This is a genomic window from Streptococcus sp. HF-1907 (assembly GCF_015594605.1).
Classification (GTDB): domain Bacteria; phylum Bacillota; class Bacilli; order Lactobacillales; family Streptococcaceae; genus Streptococcus.
This window is the reverse complement of record NZ_JADNQT010000015.1, coordinates 17,239-34,341: the sequence shown is the minus strand read 5'-3', so window position 1 is coordinate 34,341 and position 17,103 is coordinate 17,239. Positions and strand designations below refer to the sequence as shown.

The following is a 17,103-nucleotide window of genomic DNA, read 5'->3' as shown; positions in this document are numbered from 1 at the left end:
TGAATCTGGGTAAAATATTTGTAACCAAATTCAGCATATAAGAAAAGATGAGTCATAGCTCGTCAATGGTAATGAAGAGAACTGACTCATCTCATCTCGCTAGTTAAATAGGTTTATTTTGTATTGGCAAGGTCTTTGTCAAATTGTTTCAAGCGTTTGAGGTAGTCGCTTTCTTTGATTTTGCCGTTGTAAGTATCGCTGAGGATAGCTTTGCTTTCAGTCCAGAATGTTGTCATTTGGTTAAGTTTAGGCATCAAAGTAGTATATTTATCTGAGCTACCCATTGTGATAACTGCTTTGGCAAGGTCTGATGATTGAACTGAATCAGTTTCTTGTGCGTTTGTATTTGCTGGAATTGTGTTAACTTTTTCAAAGACAGTCTTTTGACTTTCTTCATTTGAGATGTAAGCTGCAAGTTTGTAGCTTGCTGAGATACGTTTTGTGTTAGAACCAGCAGGTGCTTGGTTGACAGCGAAGAGACGAACACCCATGAAGGCTTTTTGTTGAACAGTTTTACCACCAATGTTGATAGTTGGATAGATAGCAACACCGATATTGTCTTTACCAACAGCTTTTTCAGCAGTTGCGTAGTCCCATGGTCCTGATTGAATAGCAGCTACAGTACCATCACCGAATTTAGACATGATGTTTTCAGATGTTACGTTAACAAATCCTTTGTTGTTCTTTTGGTCAGCAATCCATTTAAGAACTGATACACCAGCTTCGTTACCCCAATTTGTTCCTTTGGCATCTTCACCATCTTTACCGAAGAGTGTGTCACCAACTGAAAGGAATAGAGGTGCTGTCTTGTAAGCGTTCATTTCTTTGAACATTTCACCAAATGTTGCTTTTGATGTGATGGTTTCATAAGATTTAACATCGTCAGCAGAGAGCTTAGATTTGTTGTAGAAGAGAACTTGTGATTCAATACCGTAAGGGAATGCGTAAGTTTTACCTTTGTATTGTGCACCAGCAACAGCTTGGCCTGTGTTGTTGGCTTTAACTTCCTTAGCATACTTAGCAGGTACTTCTTGAATAACACCTGATTCTACCAATTGGCCAAGTTGGTCGTGTGGAAGGGCGAAGACATCAGCAGCTTTACTTGGGTCTTTTTTTACATTTTCCTGTGCATTAGCGGTGTTAGACTCAACAATTTTAACTTTTACGCCGGCATTTTCTTTTTCAAAGTTTTTAACAATCTCTGTATACGTTTCTTTGGTGTCAGTTGGAACCCAAAGTTTAAGAGTTGTTGTTTTTGAAGCAGCTTCCACAGGCTTTGCTTGGCTAGCGGCAATAGCGCCACCCGCAACTACAGAAAGAGCAGTTGTGCTAACAAGTAATTTTTTCCAAGTGTTCTTTTCCATCATTTTCTCCTCCTAGAGAATTTTTTATTTACACCTACATTATGCAACCGTTTGCAAAGTTTGTCAAGCGTTTTTTTGAAAAAGTTTTAAAAAACGTGAATTTTTTTTCGAAAAATGGCAATTATGTCAAAAAAAGTAAAAATGATTCTAAAATTCACAAGCAACCGTTTGCAATTGTTGAAAGTTACTGTATAATGTAACGAAGATAGTTCTTTTGCTATTAAAAGCTGAGAAACTAAATTACCATGGTATGAAAATGAAATGATTAGGAGGAAAACAATGGTAACAATTAAAGATGTTGCTGCGAAAGCTGGTGTAAATCCTTCTACAGTAAGTCGAGTGTTGAAGGATAACGCTTCTATTTCTCAAAAGACGAAAGAAAAAGTCAGAGGCGCAATGGCTGAACTAGGCTATGTACCTAACGTTGCTGCTCAGATGTTGGCAAGTGGTCTAACTTATAATATTGGAGTGGTCTTCCCCCCACTATTGACACCGGACCGACTCAGTGAACCTTTCTTTATGCAAATTTTAACGACCATCACGAATGAAGCGAAAGAGCAAGGATTCACCGTTTCGATTGCGACTGGTATGACAAAGGACGAGCTTGAAGAACAAGTAAAACTGATGCACCTGCAAAAGCGTGTTGATGGCTTTATTATTCTCTACTCTGACGGCAAGGATCTTGTTCGTCAATATTTGATGGAACAAAAGACGCCCTTTGTGATTGTTGGTGCATCTGATGGATTTGAACGAGAGATTACTTATATTGATAATGATAATCAATTGATGGGGAAGATGGCCTTGGAATACCTTTACGAAAAAGGACATCGAGCTATTCAATTTATTACGGATGATTTAGATTCTGAAATTTCTGAAGAACGCTATGTCGGTTATGTCCGAGGGGCGGGAAAGCTAGACCTCGTTAGCCACCCAGCTCAGCTCTTTGATTCCAATGACCCTGTCGTGCTAGAGGAACTAATTGATTCTATTAAAGAAAATCAGACAACTGGTTTGATTGTTATTGGTGATACGGTATCTGTCCGTCTTATGCAATTTCTTTCATTCTATCAACTCAATGTCCCCCACGATATTTCGATTATTACTTTCAATAATTCGACATTCTCGAAATTGATTCACCCTTATTTAACAACCTTTGATATCAATGTTAATAACCTAGGGCGGACAAGTGTTCGACGACTTCTACAAATTATCCGTACGCCCAAAATGGTCTTTAGTGAAAAAATTATTGTGCCATTTTTATTGAAAGAACGAGAAAGTGTTCGAGATCTCAAAAAAAAATAAGTGCCTAGAAATCGTATAAAATCAATGGTTAAAAGACTTCTATCAATATGAAATAGAAGTTTTTTTGCTAAAATTGCTTGACTTATGCAAACGATTGCGTTAAAATTTAAACATACGAAATGAAAAAGGAGAACAGTTATGAAGAAACGTGCTAGCGGTGTGTTGATGCACATCACTTCACTTCCAGGTGAATTAGGAGTAGGAACATTTGGACAAGAGGCTTATAACTTTGTAGATTTCCTAGCAGAGACTGACCAAAGTTTTTGGCAAATTCTTCCATTGACAACAACAAGTTATGGAGATTCTCCTTACCAATCTTTCTCTGCAGTCGCAGGAAACACACATTTAATTGACTTTGACTTATTAACCAAAGAAGGTTACCTCACAGAAGAGGATTACCAAGATGTCGACTTTGGTCAAAATCCTGAAAAAGTTGACTACGCACAAATCTACGAAGCACGTCGTCCTGTTTTGGAAAAAGCTGTCGCTAACTTCCTTGCAAGCGATGGCGCAGCTGAAAAACTTGATAGCTTCGTTGCAGAAGCTCAGTGGGTGATTGATTTTGCGGAATTCATGGCTTGCAAAGAATACTTTAGCAACAAAGCTCTTCAAGAATGGGATGACAAAGCAGTCATTCGCCGTGAAGCAGAAGCTCTTGAAGCTTACCGTGAAAAACTTGCAGACAAAATTGCTTACCACAAGGTAACACAATATTTCTTCAACCAACAATGGACAGCTTTGAAAGCTTACGCTAACAAAAACGGTATCCAAATTATCGGTGACATGCCAATCTATGTTTCAGCTGACAGTGTAGAAGTTTGGACAATGCCAAATCTCTTCAAATTAGATGAAGACAAACGTCCCCTTGCTATTGCTGGTGTCCCTGCTGATGAATTTTCAGATGATGGTCAACTTTGGGGAAATCCTATCTACAACTGGGAAAATCACCAAAAAACAGACTTTGCTTGGTGGATTTACCGTATTCAAGAAGGTATCAAAATGTATGATTACCTTCGTATCGACCACTTCAAAGGTTTCTCAGATTTTTGGGAAATCCGTGGCGATTACGAAACTGCCAACGATGGTTCATGGCAACCAGCACCAGGACCAGAACTCTTTGCGAAAGTTAAAGAAGTTCTCGGTGACCTTCCAATCATCGCTGAAAACCTTGGTTACATCGATGAAAAAGCAGAAAAATTACTTGAAGGCACGGGCTTCCCAGGGATGAAAATTCTTGAATTTGGTTTCTACGACACAACTGGCAATAGCGTTGATATCCCTCACAATTACACTGAGAATACTATCGCTTACGCAGGAACACACGATAACGAAGTTATCAACGGTTGGTTCGATAACTTGACAGATGAGCAAAAAGCTTACGCTGAAAATTACATGCGTCGTTTGCCAGGTGAACCAATTACAGAAACTGCTTTGCGCACCCTTTACGCATCTGTAAGTAAAGTAACCATCACTTGCATGCAAGACTTACTTGATAAAGCAGCAGATAGCCGTATGAACATTCCAAATACAGTCGGTGGTAACTGGGAATGGCGCATGCTCAAGGAAGATTTAACAGATGACCGTAAAGCTTTCTTGAAGGAAATCACAACAATTTATAACAGAGGAAAATAAGGTAATAAAAATGACAACTACATTCACATCATACGTTGAACAACAAGGAAAAACATTAGCTGAGCTTTCAAATGAAGACATCTATGTATCACTTTTGAACTACGTAAAACAAGAAGCAGCAGCTAAAGGCAAAAACACTGGAAAACGTAAAGTTTATTACATCTCATCCGAGTTTTTGATTGGTAAACTTCTTTCAAATAACTTGATTAACCTTGGTATCTACAAAGATATCAAAAAAGAACTAGCAGCAGCTGGGAAATCTATCGCTCAAATCGAAGATGTTGAACCAGAACCATCACTTGGTAATGGTGGTCTTGGACGTTTGGCATCATGTTTCATCGATTCAATGGCTTCATTAGGTATCAACGGTGAAGGTGTCGGACTTAATTACCACTGTGGGCTTTTCAAACAAGTCTTCCGTAACAACCAACAAGAAGCAGAAGCTAACTACTGGATTGAAAATAATTCTTGGCTTGTACCAACTGATATTTCTTATGATGTGCCATTCCGTGACTTCACTTTGAAATCACGCTTGGACCGTATTGATGTCCTTGGTTACAAGAAAGATACTAAAAACTATCTCAACCTTTTTGATATTGACGGACTTGACTATGGTTTGATTAAAGACGGTATATCATTTGATAAAACAGAAATCAAGAAAAACTTGACCCTCTTCCTTTATCCAGATGACTCAGATAAAAACGGAGAATTGCTCCGCATTTACCAACAATACTTCATGGTATCAAATGCTGCACAACTTTTGATTGATGAAGCTATCGAACGTGGTTCTAACCTTCATGACTTGCCAGAGTATGCTTATGTGCAAATCAACGATACTCACCCATCAATGGTCATTCCTGAACTTATCCGTCTTTTGACTGAAAAACATGGTTTCGACTTTGACGAAGCAGTTGCAGTCGTATCACAAATGGTTGGTTACACAAACCACACTATCTTGGCAGAAGCCCTAGAAAAATGGCCACTTGACTACCTTGAAGAAGTTGTTCCACATCTTGTTGTTATCATCAAGAAATTGGATGCCATCGTTCGTGGCAAATACGATGATTCAAGTGTTCAAATTATTGACGAACACAACCGTGTTCACATGGCACACATGGATATTCACTTCTCAACATCTGTCAACGGTGTTGCTGCCCTCCACACTGAAATCCTTAAAAACAGTGAGTTGAAACATTTCTACGATATTTACCCAGATAAATTCAACAACAAAACAAATGGTATCACCTTCCGTCGTTGGTTGGAATTTGCTAACCAAGACTTGGCAGATTACATCAAAGATTTGATTGGTGACGAATACCTAACAGATGCTACAAAACTTGAAAAATTGATGGCATTCGCAGATAGCAATGAAGTCCATGATAAATTGGCATCAATCAAGTATAAAAATAAATTAGCTCTTAAACGCTACCTTAAAGAAAATAAAGGTATCGAATTGGATGAAAACTCAATCATCGATACTCAAATCAAGCGTTTCCACGAATACAAACGTCAACAAATGAACGCTTTGTATGTTATCCACAAATACTTGGAAATCAAACGTGGTAACCTTCCAAAACGCAAAGTAACCGTTATCTTTGGTGGTAAAGCTGCACCAGCCTACACTATCGCACAAGATATCATTCACCTTATCCTTTGCTTGTCTGAATTGATTAACAACGACCCTGAAGTGAACAAATACCTCAATGTTCATTTGGTAGAAAACTACAATGTTACCGTTGCTGAAAAATTGATTCCTGCAACTGATATCTCTGAACAAATTTCATTGGCTTCAAAAGAAGCATCTGGTACTGGTAACATGAAATTCATGCTTAACGGGGCGCTTACACTTGGTACTATGGACGGTGCTAACGTGGAAATTGCAGAGCTTGTAGGTCAAGAAAACATCTACACATTCGGTAAAGATTCAGATACAATCATTAACCTTTACGCAACAAACGGTTATGTATCTAGAGATTACTGTGAAGCTAGCCCTGTGATTAAAGAAGCTGTTAACTTTATCATCAGTGAAGAGTTGCTAAATCTCGGAAATGAAGAACGTCTTGAACGTCTCTACCAAGAATTGCTCAACAAAGACTGGTTCATGACTTTAATTGACTTAGAAGAATACATCCAAGTCAAAGAACAAGTTCTTGCTGACTACGAAGACCATGATGCTTGGAACCGCAAAGTTATTCATAACATTGCTAAAGCTGGATTCTTCTCATCTGACCGTACTATTGAACAATATAACGAAGATATCTGGCATTCAAACTAATCTCATCAAACTCAAAGAAGTTGGGCATGGCTCAGCTTCTTTTTTTGCAGTAATCTAAATGAATGTTTATTTATAGCTTTTCAAAATTATTTTTCAAAAATATGAATTTTATCAAATTCCACCTTGACAAGTGAATATTTATAATATAAAATGTATACATATCAATTAAGAAAAGAGAAAAACTATGAAAAAGACAAGAATTTTAACAGGTTTAGTCCTAGCAGTATCTGCATTTTTACTCACAGCTTGTGGCTCTTCAACCAAGGAAGATACTTCTGTCAAAGATATTCAGAAAAAGGGAACTATTACCGTTGCTATGAATCCAGAGTTTGCACCGTTTGAATTTAAAACTTTGGTTAACGGTAAGGATACTATTGTTGGGTCAGATGTAGAATTGGCGAAAGCTATTGGTAAAGAATTGGGCGTTAAGGTGAAATTCTCATCAATGTCATTTAATAACGTTCTGGCTAGCCTTCAATCTGGCAAAGCTGACATTGCTATCTCAGGGATTTCAGCGACAAAAGAACGTCAAAAAGTTTATGATTTCTCAACTAGCTACTATGAATCTAAAAATGTTGTTATCGTAAAAAAGGATAAATTGGCTGATTATACCAAGACAACTTCATTGAAAGACAAATCAGTTGCGACACAAAAAGGAACTATCCAAGAAAATATTGCCAAAGACCAGCTTAAAGGTGCTAAAGTCGTTTCCTTGGTTCAAAATGGTGAAATGATTAACGAGTTGAAGAATGGTCAAGTGGATGCGGTTGTCTTTGAAAAACCAATCGCGCAAGCCTATGTTGATAAAAATTCAGACCTTGCCATTTCAGAAATTGACTTGAAATCAGGTGATTCAGATGCCTATGCAGTTGCTATGCCAAAAGGTAGCAAAGCTTTGAAAGCAAAAATCGATAAAGTCATCACTAAATTGAAAAAAGATGGCACTTTGGACAAGCAAGTTCAAGAAGCTTACGATTTATCAGTTTCATCAGCTGACTAATAGAATATTTCAAGATGAGAAAAGTCTGGGCAATTTTGCGCAGACTTTCTATATTTTAGGTTGATAAATAGCAGAAAATTAAGTATTATCAAAGTATAAGAGAGAAGGGGATGAAAAAATGAAATTACCGCGTTTTGGCGTTGAAGAATGGCTAAATGTACACGAAAAAGAGGCAACCTATGATATTGCAGGTGTGTCGATTTCAGCCTTAACTGTTCAAGAATTATTTGACTTAACAAAAACGAACAGCAAGGATTTTTACCAAGAATTATCACAGAAACGTTTAGATTATGGTTGGATTGAAGGCTCACCAACGTTCAAAAAAGAGGTGGCGAAGTTTTATGAGAACGTAGCAGAAGAGAATATTTTACAAACTAATGGTGCAACTGGGGCTAATATGCTTGTTTTATATGCCATGGTAGAACCTAGTGACCACGTGATTTCCCTCTACCCCACCTATCAGCAACTCTATGATATCCCAGAATCATTGGGAGCTACAGTTGATTTGTGGCCAATCAAGGAGGAATTGAATTGGCTCCCTGACCTCGATGAATTACGCCAGATGATTAAGCCAAATACGAAATTCATCTGCATCAACAACGCGAACAATCCGACGGGTGCAATCATGGATCGTAGCTATTTGACAGAATTGGTTGCCATTGCCCAGTCTTGTGGAGCCTATATTCTGTCCGACGAAGTTTATCATTCTTTTGACGACAAAGATATCCCTGCCATCGTTGACCTCTATGACAAGGGTATTTCGGTCAATAGTTTGTCCAAAACTTACTCTTTGCCTGGTATTCGGGTTGGTTGGGTGGCTTCGCATAAGGAAGTTGCTGACATTTTGCGTGATTACCGAGATTATACTATGATTTGCGCAGGTGTCTTTGACGACATGGTGGCTTGCCTTGCCCTCAAAAATCGCCAGAAAATTCTTGAGCGTAATGCTAAGATTGTTCGTGAAAATCTTGCAATTTTGATGGATTGGGCGGCTCAAGAGCCAATGGCGGAGCTGATTCGACCAGCTGCCGTATCCACCTCCTTTGTAAAATTGAAAATAGACCTTCCTATTGAAACTTTTTGCCTAAATCTCTTGAAAAAGAGAGGTGTTTTGGTGATTCCAGGTAACCGATTTGATATTGAAGGACATGTTAGAATCGGCTATTGTTGCCCACAAGAAACCTTGAAAAAAGGTTTGGCTTTGCTGTCTCAAGAATTAAATGAATAAAAATAGAAAATGTTTTGTATAATTATTGACAAAATAATCACTAGGCTGTATAATCTTAAGAGTAGAAAAAAAGAAAAGAGATTTATCATGAAATTGAAAAAATTATTGTTTGGAGCACTTGCGCTTACTTCTATCGTCGCTTTGGCAGCCTGTGGCTCATCATCTAACAATGACGCTCAAAGTAAAATTGAAAAGAGTGGGAAATTGGTCGTAGCAGTCAGTCCTGACTATGCACCATTTGAATTCAAAGCACTAGTCAATGGTAAAGATACAGTCGTTGGTGCTGATATTGAACTAGCCCAAGCTATTGCTGATGAGCTTGGTGTTAAGTTAGAATTATCACAAATGAGTTTCAATAATGTCTTGTCAAGCGTTCAATCAGGCAAAGCTGACATGGCTATTTCAGGTCTGTCAAAAACTAAAGCGCGTGAGAAAAACTTTGATTTCTCAGATGCCTACTACGAAACAGAAAATGCTGTCTTGGTAAAATCTTCTGATGTTAACAAGTACACTTCTGTTGATAGCTTAGCTGGTAAGAAAGTAGCCGTTCAAAAAGGAACTATCGAAGAAGGTTTGGTCAAAGACCAAATGTCTAAATCAAATCTTGTCTCATTGACAGCGATGGGTGAAGCTATTACTGAATTGAAATCAGACCAAGTTCAAGCAGTTGACCTTGAAAAACCAGTTGCAGAAGGTTACTTGGCTCAAAACTCAGATTTGACCTTGGCTAACTTCACACTAAAAACAGGTGACGGAGATGCAAAAGCTGTTGCTATGAAGAAAAATAGCGGTAAATTGAAGAAAACAGTCAATAAAGTGATTGCTAAGTTGGCTAAAGAGGATAAATATAAAACATTCATTTCTGATGCTGCTAAATTAACAGGAACGCAAGTAACAGAATAAAGAGAGGGAGTAGTGATGACAGCATCGCTACTTTTCTTATCTGTACAAAACACGTTAGTCATGATAGACTAATAAACTGAGGAGAAAATAGCATATGTCAACCACTGTCGATATTGAACGTTATAAAGAATTAGCTCAACAAAAGCAAAAAGAGCACCGCAAATTTTTAGCAAGCCTGAAGAAAAAAGCTCCAAAAAATCTGGATAAAATTGTTCAAGAAGTTCACACCGAAGTCTTTAACGAAATTGACTGCACCGCCTGCGCAAATTGCTGCAAGACCTTGGGACCACTATTTACGGAGGCGGATATTGAGCGTATCTCGAAAGCCTTTCGAATGAAGCTGTCGGCTTTTGAAGATATGTACCTTGAAGTAGACGAAGATGGCGATAAAGTCTTCAAATCAATGCCCTGCCCCTTCCTTGGAGACGATAATCTCTGTAGCATTTATGATGTGAGACCAAAGGCTTGTCGTGAGTTTCCACACACAGATCGTAAGAAAATTTACCAGATCAATCACCTTACGATTAAGAACACTTTAACTTGCCCCGCAGCCTACTTATTTGTTGAAAAATTAAAAAATCGTATTTGATTGATAGCTTTTTGACAGGAAATGTAAAATAATTAAAGTAAATGATTTGACATTTTTGAAAAAATTAGGTATGCTAGTGTGGAACGTGAAAATGTTACATTATCTTGAGGAGGTGAAATCCATGTCAAAAACAGTAGTACGTAAAAACGAATCACTTGACGACGCACTTCGTCGCTTCAAACGTTCTGTGACTAAAGCTGGTACTCTTCAAGAATCACGTAAACGTGAATTCTATGAAAAACCTTCTGTAAAACGTAAACGTAAGTCAGAAGCAGCTCGCAAACGTAAAAAGTTCTAATTTTAGAATCAGGTAGTCCGAAAGGACTACCTTTTATTTTATCAGTGATATGGGAATATCAAAAAAACGACCGAGTTTTCTCGGTTGTTTTTGTATTATAGCGATAGCTTATTTTTTAGCTAAAAGGTCGCGAATTTCAGCGAGCAATTCTTCTTGAGTTGGAGCTGGCTCTTCTTCAACGACTTCTTCTTTTTTACCGAGAGTCATAGCATGATTAGCAGCTTTGATAACGAAGAAAAGAGTTGTACCGACGATGAGGAAGTTGATGATAGCGCTAAGGAAGCTACCATATTTAACACCGTTCCAAGCTAGTTGTGTAATATTTTGAACTTTTGCTGCCTTTAAAGCTGGATTTAAGATAAGAGGTGTGATGATGTCACTAACAAGTGACTTAATAATAGCATTGAAAGCAGCCCCCATAACAACCGCAACAGCAAGGTCTAGGACATTTCCTTTAAACAAAAACTCTTTGAGCTCTTTAAGCATTGATAACTAATCTCTTTAGTAGTATTGATTTCACCCGTTATTATAGCTAAAAGAGGCGGCTTTATCAAGCAATGTGACTTCTAAAAATAAAATAATTGAAAACAAATTATAATTACTTGCCCGAAGCCATCCAAGTACGATAATACCAGTAGTAAAAAATTTACAAAATATCTGTGAAATGCTATAATGGTGTGTAAAGCTTATAATGGGTTTGTTGTGCGGAGGTGGTAGATTGGCAATTGATAAAGAATTGATTTCTGAAATCAAAAATAGCGTCAATATTGTTGATATTATTGGCGAAGTTGTCAGTCTGTCACGTACAGGTCGCAATTACCTTGGACTTTGTCCTTTTCACAAAGAGAAGACGCCATCTTTTAATGTCATTGAAGATAGGCAGTTTTTTCATTGTTTTGGTTGTGGAAAGTCTGGTGATGTTTTTAAATTTTTGGAAGAATATCGTCAAATCAGCTTTTTAGAAAGTGTGCGGCTGGTTGCGGATAGGGTCGGTATTGCTGTGCAGATGCCTGCGCAGGAGCAGGAGACAGCTCGTCGCAATCCGAATCAAACACTTCTCGATATTCATCAAGATGCAGCCAAGTTTTACCACGCGATTTTGATGACTACCGAGATTGGTAAACAAGCGCGTGCTTACTTACTTGAACGAGGGCTGACAGATGACTTGATTGTTCATTTTAATTTGGGGTTAGCGCCCGATGAAACGGATTTTCTCTATCAACGTGTCTCAAATCGCTACGATGAGATGACCTTGTCGACATCTGGTTTGTTCAATTACTCTGAAAATAGCAATCGCTTTTACGATGCCTTTCGCAATCGAATCATGTTCCCTTTGACCAATGACCGAGGAGATGTTATCGCCTTTTCGGGTCGAATTTGGACTAAGTCTGATATTGAAGCTAAGCAGGCAAAATACAAGAATTCACGGTCTACTCCGATTTTTAATAAATCGTTTGAACTTTACCATCTAGATAAAGCGCGTGCTGTTATTGGTAAAAAGCATGAGGTTTATCTGATGGAAGGTTTCATGGATGTCATTGCAGCCTATCGTTCGGGCATTGAAAATGCAGTGGCTTCAATGGGAACTGCATTGACACTAGAGCATGTTCAGCATTTGAGAAAATTCACTAAAAAGGTTGTATTGACCTATGATGGGGACTCTGCTGGACAACATGCAATAGGCAAGTCGTTAGCATTACTATCTGATATGACAGTTGACATTGTTCGTATTCCCAATCAGATGGACCCTGACGAGTACAGTCGTGCTAATTCAGCAGAGGCCTTAGTTCAGTTGTTGGAACAAGGTCGCATCAGTGATGTGGAATTTTACATTCAATACCTAAAACCGGAAAATACGGATAATTTGCAGGCTGAAATTCAGTATGTTGAAAAAATTTCTGCCATCATTGCAAAGTCACCGTCAATTATAGCGCAGAATAGCTATATCACAAAAGTAGCGGAGCTCTTACCTGATTTTGATTATTTTCAAATTGAACAATCGGTTAATAACCAACGATTGGCAGATAGGAATAATCGGCAACAGAACTTGATGCGTCCGACGCAAACGATGACAGAACTTCCAATGACCAAGCGTGTCTCTGCTTTGGTAAAAACAGAAAGTCAGTTAATGCACCGGCTCTTGCATCATACTTATTTGTTGAGTGATTACCGCAATAGAGATGATTTTTACTTCCAAACACCAGAGCTACAGCAACTATATCTCTTATTGAAGCAAAATGGCGAAATTACTTCTTATGAACTGTCTCAGCTATCCGAGGATTTGCAACAAATGTACTATCGTGTTTTGGAAGAACAATTGCCGGACGAAGTTGCACCTGGGGAAATCGCTGCGCTAGAGAGTAGACGAGACCATCTTCTGCGTGAGCAAGAATTGCGTAAGCAAAGTCAGCTAATCAGAGAGTCAAGTAACCAAGGTGATGTTGAGGGTGCCCTAGCCGCCCTAGAAAATTTAATAGCCCAGAAAAGAAATATGGAGTGAGGAAATATGGCAGATAAAAAAGGAAATGCAACTTTTAACGTGCAAGTTGCGGATTTTATTCGTAACCACAAACAAGCAGGGACTGCAATTGATGATGAAGTGACTGAAAAGCTCGTCATTCCTTTTGTGCTTGACGCGGACCAAATCGATGACCTTTTGGAACGTTTGACGGATGGTGGTATTTCCATTACAGATAAAGAAGGGAATCCGTCTTCTAAATATGTTGTCGAAGAGCCTAAGCCTGAAGAATTAACTGACGAAGAGCTACTCGGAAGCAATTCTGCCAAAGTGAACGACCCAGTACGCATGTACCTTAAAGAGATTGGGGTTGTGCCACTCTTAACAAATGAAGAAGAAAAAGAGTTGGCTGTCGCTGTTGCTGCAGGTGACTTGCAAGCTAAGCAACGTCTTGCTGAAGCAAACTTGCGTTTGGTGGTTTCTATTGCCAAACGTTATGTCGGACGTGGTATGCAATTTCTTGACTTGATTCAAGAAGGAAATATGGGGCTTATGAAAGCCGTTGATAAGTTTGATTACTCTAAAGGGTTCAAATTTTCAACTTATGCTACTTGGTGGATTCGTCAAGCCATCACGCGTGCTATCGCTGACCAAGCGCGTACTATCCGTATCCCGGTTCACATGGTTGAAACAATTAATAAGTTGGTTCGTGAACAACGTAATCTTCTTCAAGAATTGGGACAAGACCCTACTCCTGAACAAATTGCGGAGCGAATGGATATGACCCCAGATAAGGTTCGTGAAATCCTCAAGATTGCCCAAGAACCTGTATCGCTTGAAACACCTATCGGTGAAGAGGATGATAGTCATTTGGGTGATTTCATCGAAGATGAAGTCATTGAAAATCCAGTGGACTATACGACGCGTGTTGTCTTGCGCGAGCAATTGGACGAAGTCCTAGATACCCTCACTGACCGTGAGGAAAATGTGCTTCGCCTACGTTTTGGGCTTGATGATGGTAAAATGCGCACTCTTGAAGATGTTGGTAAAGTTTTCAACGTTACTCGTGAACGTATTCGTCAGATTGAAGCTAAAGCTCTTCGTAAACTTCGCCATCCAAGTCGTAGTAAACAGCTTAAAGATTTTATGGAAGACTAGTAAAACTTGTTGATGGTACCTCTGAAAATTAGAGTTAGGTGTGCTTAACCTAGTTGTGGCCTATGTCACCTCGTCTATCGCAAGAGTTATTAGTGCTGAAAAATTACATCCTAAAGAAAGGACGCTTATGTCAGAAGAAAAGAAATATACGGAAGAAGAAGTCGCAAAAATCAAGGATCGTATTCTTGAAGCTTTGGAAATGGTTATCGACCCAGAATTGGGAATTGATATTGTTAACCTTGGTTTGGTTTATGATATTCGTTTTGAAGATAATGGTCATACAGAGATTGATATGACTTTGACAACAATGGGTTGCCCGTTAGCTGATTTGTTGACAGACCAAATTCACGATGTTATGCGTGAGGTTCCAGAGGTTACAAATTTGGAAGTTAAACTGGTTTGGTACCCAGCATGGAATGTTGACAAACTCAGTCGTTATGCCCGTATTGCCCTAGGTATTCGTTAGGAGAACGTTTATGAAAACACTGGCTATCGTTGTCCCCTGTTATAACGAAGAAGAGACTATTCATCCATTTTTAGAGGCTTGCCAGGCCGTTGAAAAGCAGATAGCCAATCAACTAGCATTCAACTATTACTTTGTGAATGATGGCTCTAAAGATAAAACTTTAGAGGTATTGAGACAGGTTTCAAAGCAATTTGAAAATGTTCACTACCTCTCTTTCTCTCGTAACTTTGGGAAGGAAGCAGGCTTGCTTGCAGGACTAGAGGCAGCTGAAGGTGACTACGTTACTGTTATGGATGCCGATCTTCAGGATCCACCTGAACTTCTCATCGAGATGTACGCCAAAATCCAAGAAGGCTATGATGTTGTTGGAACACGACGTGCCGACCGTAAGGGTGAACCGCCGATTCGTTCCTTCTTTGCCAAGGCCTTCTATTGGTTGATTAATAAAGTTTCAGACACGGAAATGGTCGATGGAGCGCGTGATTTTCGCTTGATGACTCGTCAGGTTGTCGATGCCATCCTCGAGCTTAAAGAAGTTAATCGTTTTTCAAAAGGGCTCTTTTCATGGGTTGGCTTTGATGTGACCTATGTCTCTTATGAAAATCGTGAACGCGTTGCCGGAGAAACCTCGTGGTCTTTCTGGAAATTATTGAGGTATTCTCTAGATGGTTTTATCAACTTTTCAGAAGTTCCTTTGAAACTAGCTACATGGGCAGGAACCTTCTCATTCTTGATTTCTTTAGTTGGAATTGTTTTTGTCATCATCAGAAAGTTGACCATTGGTGGAAGCGTAGCTGGTTGGGCAAGTCTTGTATCTATCATCCTCTTTATCGGAGGGATTCAGCTCTTAGCGCTTGGTATCATCGGTCACTATATTTCCAAGATTTTCTTGGAAACAAAGAAACGACCAGTGTATATAATTAAGGAGAAGGGTTGAAAATGCTTGAAGAGTTTTTAGGAGTATTTAGTAATTTAAAGAACTATATTAGGAAAAATAAATTTGTTTTATCTCTTATCTTAGGTTTGTACCTCTTGGTTAACATTAACATCAGTTTAGCAGAGTTTCCGTATATTGATGATATAGGTCGACAACTTTTGGGATATACTGGATTCTCTCAACATTATTCTAGATATTTGAGTGAAGTCTCAGCACGACTTATTCAGGGAGGTACTCATTTAACAGATCCAGGTTTAACCACAAATATTATCTCAGCCTTTATATTAACCTTTGCAAGCACTATATTGTTATTTGTACTGTTTCCATCGAAAAAGGTTACTCCTGTTTTAGCTTTAGCATCAACTGTTATTGGCATAAATCCTTGGTTTTTAGAGCCTTTGAGTTTTAGGTTTGACAACCCATTTATGTCACTTAGTATTTTAGTATCAATGCTTCCTTTTATCTTCTGGGAGTCTAGGAAACTATTTAGTTTATGTTCGGTTGTATGCATTTATCTTATGTGTAATTCATACCAAGCATCATCGGGAATTTATATTCTCATGACGCTCACACTTCTCTTTTTAGAGGTAGTCTACAGCGGTAAATTGAATATAAAGTGCTTAATATGCTCAATTTCATCTTATATTGGAGGTATGTTTTTATATAAAATACAAATTACTATCAAGCCACCAATTTTCGCTGATCAAGGGAGTATCCCGAGTTTATTGCGTCTTCCTAGCATTATGTTAGCGAATACTAAAGGTTACCTAAAAAATATATATCTTCAAAGCTCAAAAATTTGGATTCTACTATTTCTAGTAGTTATAGTTTTATTGGTATTCAATATTATAAGTACTAGTAAGCAAAAGAAAATTTTCACATTTGCTTTAACAACTGCTTGGCTTGTTTTGGGAAGTATTTTTAGTTATGGAAGTTATCTAATACTTTCGGAACAATTTTATCTATTGAGACCTAGGTATGAATACGGGTTCGGAATATTTTCTTCTATCGTTTTAGTAGTTGCTCTGGGAATAACCAACAGAAAACAATTTATTAATATTTTAAAATCAGTATTTTCAAGTTTAATTATTTTTTACTTCCTTGCTTTTTCATTTATTTATGTTGACAACTTAAAGCAACAGAATAGTACATTCACGGTGCAAAGCACTATGCTAGGGAACAGCTTGAATAAGTATTTAACTGATAAAAATAATGTGGTAAATATTAATCATTTTGTTGCTAATTCACCTATTTATGAGAATGCAGCTTCAGTTTATCCAATGATAAGAAGTTTAATTATGCCTAATACTAATGTTTCTTGGGATATGACAATGAGGTTTAATGCGATTACTAAATTAGATGCTGACTTTAAACCATTTGATGCGACTACCGTAAATTTAGAATATAAACAATTAGAAACGACCAAATTGTACGATATTTATAGGAAAGATAATCAACTATTTGTCGTGATGAAGTGATTAAAATTTATTTTA

The 17,103-nt window shown here is 38.1% G+C and carries 15 protein-coding genes; 13 read left to right on the top strand and 2 right to left on the bottom strand.

The annotated features are described in order from the left end of the window. Positions 1–113: 113 nt before the first annotated feature. The gene (locus IYQ92_RS08250; RefSeq protein ID WP_195676225.1) at positions 114–1,364 is read right to left on the bottom strand and encodes an extracellular solute-binding protein; all 1,251 of its coding nucleotides are present in this window, start codon (positions 1,362–1,364) and stop codon (positions 114–116) included. A gap of 279 nt (positions 1,365–1,643) precedes the next feature. Between IYQ92_RS08250 and IYQ92_RS08245 the strand changes: the two genes are divergently transcribed. The 8 genes from IYQ92_RS08245 (at position 1,644) to rpsU (ending at position 10,591) form a co-directional block, all read left to right on the top strand. After that, positions 1,644–2,666 (top strand): LacI family DNA-binding transcriptional regulator, encoded by a 1,023-nt coding sequence (locus IYQ92_RS08245; protein ID WP_195676212.1) that lies wholly within the window; start codon positions 1,644–1,646, stop codon positions 2,664–2,666. A 138-nt stretch (positions 2,667–2,804) separates the two neighbouring features. Next, positions 2,805–4,298 carry a 4-alpha-glucanotransferase gene (malQ, locus tag IYQ92_RS08240; RefSeq protein ID WP_195676211.1) on the top strand — a complete coding sequence of 498 codons (1,494 nt, stop codon included), beginning with the start codon at positions 2,805–2,807 and terminating at the stop codon, positions 4,296–4,298. A gap of 10 nt (positions 4,299–4,308) precedes the next feature. Beyond that, positions 4,309–6,573, top strand: a complete 2,265-nt coding sequence (gene glgP / locus IYQ92_RS08235) for a glycogen/starch/alpha-glucan family phosphorylase (protein WP_195676210.1) — start codon at positions 4,309–4,311, stop codon at positions 6,571–6,573. A gap of 184 nt (positions 6,574–6,757) precedes the next feature. Then, positions 6,758–7,573, top strand: a complete 816-nt coding sequence (locus tag IYQ92_RS08230) for a transporter substrate-binding domain-containing protein (protein ID WP_195676209.1) — start codon at positions 6,758–6,760, stop codon at positions 7,571–7,573. A 118-nt stretch (positions 7,574–7,691) separates the two neighbouring features. Next, positions 7,692–8,801: an aminotransferase gene (locus tag IYQ92_RS08225; RefSeq protein WP_195676208.1), complete on the top strand. Its 1,110-nt coding sequence runs from the start codon at positions 7,692–7,694 to the stop codon at positions 8,799–8,801. A gap of 87 nt (positions 8,802–8,888) precedes the next feature. Then, a complete protein-coding gene (locus IYQ92_RS08220) occupies positions 8,889–9,704 on the top strand; it encodes a transporter substrate-binding domain-containing protein (protein WP_195676207.1) in 816 nt (271 codons plus the stop codon). Positions 9,705–9,798: 94 nt separating this feature from the next. Continuing rightward, the gene (locus IYQ92_RS08215; RefSeq protein ID WP_195676206.1) at positions 9,799–10,293 is read left to right on the top strand and encodes a YkgJ family cysteine cluster protein; all 495 of its coding nucleotides are present in this window, start codon (positions 9,799–9,801) and stop codon (positions 10,291–10,293) included. Between the two features lie 121 nt (positions 10,294–10,414). Beyond that, complete coding sequence (gene rpsU, locus IYQ92_RS08210) at positions 10,415–10,591, top strand: 30S ribosomal protein S21 (RefSeq protein ID WP_000048058.1); 177 nt, start codon at positions 10,415–10,417, stop codon at positions 10,589–10,591. A 108-nt stretch (positions 10,592–10,699) separates the two neighbouring features. Here rpsU and mscL read toward each other — a convergent pair whose 3' ends face one another. Beyond that, positions 10,700–11,077 (bottom strand): large conductance mechanosensitive channel protein MscL, encoded by a 378-nt coding sequence (mscL, locus tag IYQ92_RS08205; protein WP_195676205.1) that lies wholly within the window; start codon positions 11,075–11,077, stop codon positions 10,700–10,702. 205 nt (positions 11,078–11,282) lie between these two features. On the opposite strand from mscL, the gene dnaG reads away from it, so the two are divergent. The 5 genes from dnaG (at position 11,283) to IYQ92_RS08180 (ending at position 17,088) form a co-directional block, all read left to right on the top strand. After that, on the top strand, positions 11,283–13,091 hold the full coding sequence (gene dnaG / locus IYQ92_RS08200; RefSeq protein ID WP_195676204.1) for a DNA primase: 1,809 nt from the start codon (positions 11,283–11,285) through the stop codon (positions 13,089–13,091). A 6-nt stretch (positions 13,092–13,097) separates the two neighbouring features. Continuing rightward, positions 13,098–14,207, top strand: a complete 1,110-nt coding sequence (gene rpoD / locus IYQ92_RS08195; RefSeq protein ID WP_195676203.1) for an RNA polymerase sigma factor RpoD — start codon at positions 13,098–13,100, stop codon at positions 14,205–14,207. Positions 14,208–14,334: 127 nt separating this feature from the next. After that, complete coding sequence (locus IYQ92_RS08190) at positions 14,335–14,673, top strand: metal-sulfur cluster assembly factor (protein ID WP_195676202.1); 339 nt, start codon at positions 14,335–14,337, stop codon at positions 14,671–14,673. Between the two features lie 10 nt (positions 14,674–14,683). Continuing rightward, positions 14,684–15,610, top strand: a complete 927-nt coding sequence (locus IYQ92_RS08185) for a glycosyltransferase family 2 protein (RefSeq protein WP_195676201.1) — start codon at positions 14,684–14,686, stop codon at positions 15,608–15,610. A gap of 2 nt (positions 15,611–15,612) precedes the next feature. After that, entirely contained in the window at positions 15,613–17,088 is a 1,476-nt protein-coding gene (locus tag IYQ92_RS08180; protein ID WP_195676224.1) for a glucosyltransferase domain-containing protein, read from the top strand. The last annotated feature ends 15 nt before the right edge of the window (positions 17,089–17,103 follow it).

What these genes read in the sequence shown, in the direction of transcription:
- IYQ92_RS08250 (WP_195676225.1), bottom strand. Translation starts at nt 1,364, where the DNA reads ATGGAAAAGAACACTTGGAAAAAATTACTTGTTAGCACAACTGCTCTT.
- IYQ92_RS08245 (WP_195676212.1), top strand. Translation starts at nt 1,644, where the DNA reads ATGGTAACAATTAAAGATGTTGCTGCGAAAGCTGGTGTAAATCCTTCT.
- malQ (WP_195676211.1), top strand. Translation starts at nt 2,805, where the DNA reads ATGAAGAAACGTGCTAGCGGTGTGTTGATGCACATCACTTCACTTCCA.
- glgP (WP_195676210.1), top strand. Translation starts at nt 4,309, where the DNA reads ATGACAACTACATTCACATCATACGTTGAACAACAAGGAAAAACATTA.
- IYQ92_RS08230 (WP_195676209.1), top strand. Translation starts at nt 6,758, where the DNA reads ATGAAAAAGACAAGAATTTTAACAGGTTTAGTCCTAGCAGTATCTGCA.
- IYQ92_RS08225 (WP_195676208.1), top strand. Translation starts at nt 7,692, where the DNA reads ATGAAATTACCGCGTTTTGGCGTTGAAGAATGGCTAAATGTACACGAA.
- IYQ92_RS08220 (WP_195676207.1), top strand. Translation starts at nt 8,889, where the DNA reads ATGAAATTGAAAAAATTATTGTTTGGAGCACTTGCGCTTACTTCTATC.
- IYQ92_RS08215 (WP_195676206.1), top strand. Translation starts at nt 9,799, where the DNA reads ATGTCAACCACTGTCGATATTGAACGTTATAAAGAATTAGCTCAACAA.
- rpsU (WP_000048058.1), top strand. Translation starts at nt 10,415, where the DNA reads ATGTCAAAAACAGTAGTACGTAAAAACGAATCACTTGACGACGCACTT.
- mscL (WP_195676205.1), bottom strand. Translation starts at nt 11,077, where the DNA reads ATGCTTAAAGAGCTCAAAGAGTTTTTGTTTAAAGGAAATGTCCTAGAC.
- dnaG (WP_195676204.1), top strand. Translation starts at nt 11,283, where the DNA reads ATGGGTTTGTTGTGCGGAGGTGGTAGATTGGCAATTGATAAAGAATTG.
- rpoD (WP_195676203.1), top strand. Translation starts at nt 13,098, where the DNA reads ATGGCAGATAAAAAAGGAAATGCAACTTTTAACGTGCAAGTTGCGGAT.
- IYQ92_RS08190 (WP_195676202.1), top strand. Translation starts at nt 14,335, where the DNA reads ATGTCAGAAGAAAAGAAATATACGGAAGAAGAAGTCGCAAAAATCAAG.
- IYQ92_RS08185 (WP_195676201.1), top strand. Translation starts at nt 14,684, where the DNA reads ATGAAAACACTGGCTATCGTTGTCCCCTGTTATAACGAAGAAGAGACT.
- IYQ92_RS08180 (WP_195676224.1), top strand. Translation starts at nt 15,613, where the DNA reads ATGCTTGAAGAGTTTTTAGGAGTATTTAGTAATTTAAAGAACTATATT.